Genomic DNA, 6429 nt, shown 5'->3' with positions numbered 1-6429 from the left:
ATATTTTTGGCGACGAAACCTAATCTCGTCGTCATTTTTGGTCGAAAACCTCTCATTTTTGGCGACGAGCCTGAAACTCATTATAAATGCTGATTTTGGTTTCATCACCATAGTCACCCATGTAATTTCCAAGCTCACCACAGAGGACGAAAATGGTTTCTTCACGGGAGAAATCAAATGGATATGAAAGAGCAAAACAAAGATATAGGGAGAAGCGATTCAAAAGTTAGAAAAGAATTAATTACGAAAGGTTTGATTTGTCTATGGAAGTAAAAATTGCAGGGTATTCCGACATTATCTTGTAGAGTCCGGCTGTCAGTTCCAAGAAATATTCAACTATATCAATCATTAGGATACGAAATTTATGATGAAGAAGTTATCCATAAGCCAAATGGAATTCAAATTAAAGTTGTTTGATGAAGAAAATGCTGTCCACCTCAGCTGGTATTTCAATGATTAATTAGTATATGTTTCCAATGTTCCGGCAGTTTTTAATCGTAAATATGCTCAATGATTATAAGCTGAACTTGACCGCCTCTGTTTAATAGCGTGTTCAACAATTACGTGCTTTTTTTGCTGAAGAGAACCTTTCTATTCCGCAGTTCTTTGCGAGAATCTGTAATTACTTCCGAATACTTGGGCTGTAAAAAGTAGTATAATCAAACTGCAGCTATTGTTCTCTAAAAATTAAAAAAGTAAAGGAGTTGCACGGTTGTGAAGCGAATATTAAATTGCCTTGCCTCAGATTTCACAAAAATGAACGGTAAAGATTTAAAAGCGTCTATTGAAGCGGCGGAAGGAAGAACGATGATTGCGGAAATCGTTTGTACGGCCACACCGTTATATCCCGGTTTAACCAATGCGGAATATGCAGCCGCTTTTGGAGCTGACATGATTTTATTGAATATGTTTGATGTCAATGCTCCGCGGATTATGGGGCTCGAGGATGTACCGGCTGAAAATTTGATAAGAAAATTGAAGGAACTGCTTGGGAGACCGGTTGGAATTAATCTTGAACCCGTTGATGTTCATGCGTTACCCGCAGAAGCTTTACAAAAATTACCAACCGGACGAATTTCAACGGCTGATTCTTTAAAAAGGGCAAAAGAGTTAGGCGTCGATTTCATTTGCCTAACAGGAAATCCGCAAACAGGTGTAACGAATAATGAAATCATGCAAGCCATTACAACTGCAAAAACAATTTGTGATGACGATTGTATGATTATTGCCGGAAAAACAACTTTATGAAGGTATGGGGGATAGCATTAATAGATGCGCCACGGTATGCTCCGACAGAACTGTTTCTATTTGGCTCGGATTAATATGATATAGTATTTTTGAACAGTTAGTGGTTGGCACAATGTATACATTACTTTTTGGCTTGTTGGTTGCGTTTAACGTTTTTTGGGAGAACTTGTCTTTGGTGTCATTTTGCTTTTTAGTTGAACCGGACCATTCAAAAGTGGTTTGAGAAACTAACCGATTTTTTTAATATTAACATAGTAAAATGGGGTTGAATATCAATGATTTTAGTTAGTTCATGTTTAGCAGGACTAGAAGTTCGTTATGACGGGAAACATTGCCTTCGTGACATAATCAAGAGGTTAGTAGATGAGAACCGCGCTATCACAGCTTGTCCGGAACTATTAGGAGGTCTTCCAATACCAAGGATCCCTGCCGAAATCATTCAAGGTGATGGCTTCGATGTATTGGATGGCCGGGCAAAAGTGGTAGATCGGTTAGGAAAAGATGTAACCGATATGTATATAAAAGGCGCATATGAGACATTAAAACTGGTACAAAAGATGAAGATCACAACTGTTGTGTTGAAAGAAAATAGTCCTTCATGCGGAAGTTCAATGATTTATAACGGTGAATTTAGCGGCAAAAAGGTACCCGGCAATGGAGTGACTTCTGCTTTATTAAAAAGAAACGGAATCAAAGTAATTTCAGATGTAGAGCTTACAGAGTTGGAAGAGTTGCGGGAAATGCTTTAATATCAAAAAAGGCACCTTTAAAGAACTAAAAGAAGAGAATAGTAAATTACTCAACATCAGATTTTAGGCAGACACCCCGAGAAAGATACAATCCTTGACACGAAATGGTTATATATTTTTCGTTCCCATGGAATCGCAGGAATGATTATTCGTTGGATTGAAGAAGATTTTTCGACCCCGCCGGAATATATGGCAAAACAAGTTATCGAACTCATGCTTGTTTCGACGGAGGTTTTTTATGTGAAACCAAAAGAGGACGAAATAGTATGAAAGTCCAACCAACAACATAAATAAAAAAGACTTATTGAACATTGGAAAGCCCGCAAATGGTGATTTCAAGCAGTCTCTTTCAATGTGAAGGATTGATGGGTTTGTGGTAAGAAATGTCAAATATTTGAAACCGGCGGCATCCTTTCCTATAATAAAGAAATAAGTGTATATAATTACACAATCCTTAGACATTCCTATAAAGCAAAATTTATACCTATGTCTAAAATCTTATATCGGAAGGTGACAGGAAATGAGTAATACAATAGTCGCAGAAGTACGAAAGGATTTTAGAAGTTCAGCATTGCACAAAATAAGGAGTCGAGGAATGATTCCGGCAGTGGTTTATGGCAAACATGAAGAAACGAAACCGATTGCTGTGAAAAAAAGAGAATTGCTGAAAATAATTAATGAACATGGCAGAAATGCATTAATCTCCCTCGATGTCGATGGAAAAGTAGAAACTGTGATTCTTGGAGAATATCAAGCAGACCCAATTAATCAACATCTTATTCATGTAGATTTTCTCCATGTAAGTATGTCAAGTGAAATCCATGCAAAAGTTCCTGTCTTATTAAAAGGAACTGCTAAAGGTGTTGAAGTTGGCGGTGTTGTCCAACAATCAATTCATGAACTGAACATTAAAGCGACCCCACAAAATATTCCGGAAACAATTGAAGTCGATGTTACTAATCTGGAAATTGGTCATACAATTAAGGTTGGTGATATTCGTAACCATTATCGCAATATCATAATCAATCATGAGGACGAAGATGTCATTGCAACCATTGTTTCTTCACAAATTCAAGTTGATGATCTTGAAGAGGAAACTTCCGGCGACACAGTTCAAGCGACAGTAGAAGTTTAATAAAATGATAGAAATCTCTCGCAGCCAAATGTGCCGCGGAGACGTTTGTTACAGAAAAATGATGCCTAATAGAGGCATCATTTTTTGAGGAGTAAGCTAATGAAATTTTAATGAATTGGAAAAATCATAGTACGTTTACAGTTCATCAGCAATCCCGAGTAGCGCAATCCCGATCAACACAATGACGACAAATATATAATGTTGTGTACTTAATTTTTCCTTTAAAAATATTCTTGACAAGATGACTGATACAACACTGTATGAAGCGATTAACGGTGCAGCAATGATCGCTCTATCTGTCATGGCATACACATAAAAGAACTGGCCGGCCGTTTCAAAAATAGCTGCCGAGGCCCGAGTTGGCTGTTTGAACACATTGAACCGGTCTTGCTTAATGAACCGAATGTAGATATAGGACACCACAGCAATGATTAGCCAAGTAAACTCATAAGCCAACAATGCCGCATCTTCACTGATTAAATTCAACTCATCCAAATAGATTCCATCCGCAAATGTACCAAGCGCATCAAATAACGCATATAAAATCGGGAATGTGATGGCTAAAACACTTAATTGATATTTCGGATCAATCTCTGCTTTTTCCGCCCTAAGTGCTTCCGTTTGTGCCCTTTTTTCCAAGACGGCCAAACCAGTAACACCCAATGTAATAACAATAATTCCAAAAACATTTATCCATCCAACCGGTTGCGGGAAAAAGATATATAATAGAATCGCCGTGATGGCACCGGACGAATTTTGTACCGGAGAAGAGATTGACAATTCAATGTAACGTAAACCAAAATACCCGATTAACATGGAAAGAATATACAAGGCGGAAACCGGTAAATATTTCAGCAAATCCATTGGGGCTAACGTGATCCCTTTAATAAGCATGTAAAGTGTACCGTGAATCCCCATAACCAAACCGACCATAACACCAATTTTTAGATGACTAAGGGGATCCTTGCTATCAGATCCTTTTTTATAAAAAAGATCGGCAATCCCCCATGATAAAGTTGTTAAAAGTGCAAAAAGAAACCACATAATGACAAACTCCTTTACTAAATGCAACGATTAAAAAACGGTATAATTATATACAAAATTACGTATGAAATCTAGAAAAAAGTTTTCTTTTGGAAATGAATGGAAGGTATTGTCATAAAAGAATAATCCATGTATGGTTATTATAGAAAAATATAAATTTCTAATTACATATATGCACTAGGACAGTTGTCCAGAATTTGCGATTTGCAAATCCCCGCAATACCTAGTGAAGCGATCGACACTGCCTGGCCGGAATCAGAAGCCGAATCTGCATTATTTCTATATTATGAAAGGACTTTTTTTATGGATCGGATTAGTTATTTTGTTGATGATATGGCCCCTTATTTAATGATTGCATTCCCAATTATTTTAGTTGTAAGATTCATTCACTATTTTTCAAAAAGGAAAAACGGATTTCAAACAACTTTATTTCATGAACTTCTAATCATCCTTTATTTTTTATTCCTAGTAGGACTGGCCTCCCAAACGATTTTCCCGGATTTTGTGAATGGTCCGGACGGCTTAAAAATAGTAGAAAGTGAGGTACAGCGGTTCAATCTCGTTCCGTTTAATAAAATAAAGGAAATAAAAAATGCGATTATGTATGATAATGTAGACTATGTTATCATTGAAGTGTTCGGGAATATTGCCATATTTGTAATTATCGGTTTTTTAACCCCCTTACTCTGGAAAAAGTATGAAAAAATGAAAAATACAGTGGGTATTTCCTTCTTGATTTCACTTTTTATCGAAACGACGCAAATCTTTCTTCCCCGTGCGACCGATGTGGATGATCTCATTATGAATACATTGGGTGGTTTGATTGGATATATTTTGTATTTACTTGTAAAAAAAGGGATTCCTCATTTTTCTGATCGTTGTAAAGCCGATAACAGAAAAAATCAGGTGGTCGGTATGACAGAAGAGCCATGATTGCACATTTTTAGTTGACAGTCAATTTTTGATATAGTAGTCTAGTAATATAATTGAATCGAAAACCTCACTACTTTTTTGGTGAGGTAGAGGCGCGGTATTTAACAGTCTTTAGTGGAACTCGAGATAGTGATGAAACTAAGGAGAAGGAAATATCGCCGAAGCTTGCAATATGATCTCGCTATTGCTTGCTGGGCTTACAGTGAATAACTGTAAGACTGTCTCAGGTAGAACGGTCCCGGTTTGCCTGAGTTGTGCTATCTCCAAAAAAAAGGGAATGTAGTGGGGGGACTAGGTGCAATCTGAAATCATGCGACCTGAGTTCATCTCAGGTCGCTTTTTGCATTGTTGTTATTTTCTTCATTGACAATATATTAGAAGGAGAGTAAATCATGAGAAGAAAATTGTTGTTATTGTTAACTTTATCTTTATCGGCTATGCTCACACTCGCAGGCTGTGGATCAAATACTTCTTCAAGTAAAAGTGATGGTTCAAATGGAAATAATGATGATACCTTTAAAGTCGGCATGGAAGCGGGCTACCCTCCATTTAACTGGACGCAAAAGGATGATGCCAATGGGGCTGTGGCCATTGAAGGAAGCAAGGAATATGCCGGTGGTTATGATGTTGAAATTGCGAAAAGAATTGCGGAAGGTTTAGGGAAGAAATTAGTTATTGTAAAAACAGAATGGGACGGTTTAATCCCGGCATTACAATCCGGTAAAATTGATGCCGTTATTGCGGGGATGTCGCCAACTGCTGAACGGAAAAAATCCATTGATTTCTCGGATAACTATTATAAATCTGACTTGGTTATGGTTGTAAAAAAAGGAAGTCCATATGAAAATGCGAAATCCATTCAAGATTTTAGCGGTGCAAAAATAACTGCTCAATTAAATACATTCCATTATTCAGTTATCGATCAAATTAAAGGTGTCAAAAAACAACCGGCAATGGACAACTTCCCGGCCATGCGGGTTGCCCTTGAGTCAGGTGTAATTGACGGTTATGTATCCGAACGTCCGGAAGCGGTCAGTGCTTCTTCAGCAAATGAAAACTTTGTTATGGTTGAATTTACGGAAGGATTTCAAACATCTGAAGAAGATACAGCCATTGCGGTCGGACTTCCTAAAGACAGTGATTTAACAGAAAAAATTAATAAAATTTTAGCCGGCATTTCAGAGGAAGAACAAACCGAAATCATGGATACGGCCATTAAAAACCAACCGGCAGCAGAATAGAACTCGAATTTCAATTAGATAAAAATAAAGTGAAACTTCCATCAGTGGGGTTCTTCACCCCACTGATGGTTAGTTGAAC

The 6429-nt window shown here is 37.4% G+C and carries 7 protein-coding genes and 1 riboswitch; of the genes, 6 read left to right on the top strand and 1 reads right to left on the bottom strand.

The window, feature by feature from the left end; all coding sequences use genetic code 11:
* Window positions 1-714: 714 nt before the first annotated feature.
* From LIZ98_RS16440 to LIZ98_RS16425, 4 genes are all read left to right on the top strand, one after another.
* Entirely contained in the window at window positions 715-1248 is a 534-nt protein-coding gene (locus LIZ98_RS16440; RefSeq protein ID WP_227140279.1) for a DUF7916 family protein, read from the top strand.
* 275 nt (window positions 1249-1523) lie between these two features.
* Entirely contained in the window at window positions 1524-1997 is a 474-nt protein-coding gene (locus tag LIZ98_RS16435) for a 2-thiouracil desulfurase family protein (RefSeq protein WP_041847305.1), read from the top strand.
* Between the two features lie 45 nt (window positions 1998-2042).
* Complete coding sequence (locus LIZ98_RS16430) at window positions 2043-2267, top strand: TetR-like C-terminal domain-containing protein (RefSeq protein WP_309240468.1); 225 nt, start codon at window positions 2043-2045, stop codon at window positions 2265-2267.
* 250 nt (window positions 2268-2517) lie between these two features.
* Window positions 2518-3132, top strand: coding sequence for a 50S ribosomal protein L25/general stress protein Ctc (locus LIZ98_RS16425; RefSeq protein ID WP_034768245.1), 615 nt, complete (start codon window positions 2518-2520; stop codon window positions 3130-3132).
* Window positions 3133-3267: 135 nt separating this feature from the next.
* Here LIZ98_RS16425 and LIZ98_RS16420 read toward each other — a convergent pair whose 3' ends face one another.
* Window positions 3268-4176 carry an EamA family transporter gene (locus LIZ98_RS16420; RefSeq protein WP_227140278.1) on the bottom strand — a complete coding sequence of 303 codons (909 nt, stop codon included), beginning with the start codon at window positions 4174-4176 and terminating at the stop codon, window positions 3268-3270.
* A gap of 204 nt (window positions 4177-4380) precedes the next feature.
* Between LIZ98_RS16420 and LIZ98_RS16415 the strand changes: the two genes are divergently transcribed.
* Together LIZ98_RS16415 and LIZ98_RS16410 are read left to right on the top strand one after the other, a co-directional pair.
* Entirely contained in the window at window positions 4381-5109 is a 729-nt protein-coding gene (locus LIZ98_RS16415) for a VanZ family protein (RefSeq protein ID WP_227092644.1), read from the top strand.
* 79 nt (window positions 5110-5188) lie between these two features.
* A riboswitch (Lysine riboswitch) is annotated at window positions 5189-5377 on the top strand.
* A gap of 124 nt (window positions 5378-5501) precedes the next feature.
* Window positions 5502-6350 carry a transporter substrate-binding domain-containing protein gene (locus LIZ98_RS16410; protein ID WP_227140277.1) on the top strand — a complete coding sequence of 283 codons (849 nt, stop codon included), beginning with the start codon at window positions 5502-5504 and terminating at the stop codon, window positions 6348-6350.
* The last annotated feature ends 79 nt before the right edge of the window (window positions 6351-6429 follow it).

Source organism: Caldibacillus sp. 210928-DFI.2.18, from assembly GCF_020554505.1.
Taxonomy (GTDB): domain Bacteria; phylum Bacillota; class Bacilli; order Bacillales; family Caldibacillaceae; genus Caldifermentibacillus; species Caldifermentibacillus hisashii.
This window is presented reverse-complemented; position numbering and strand designations above follow the sequence as displayed.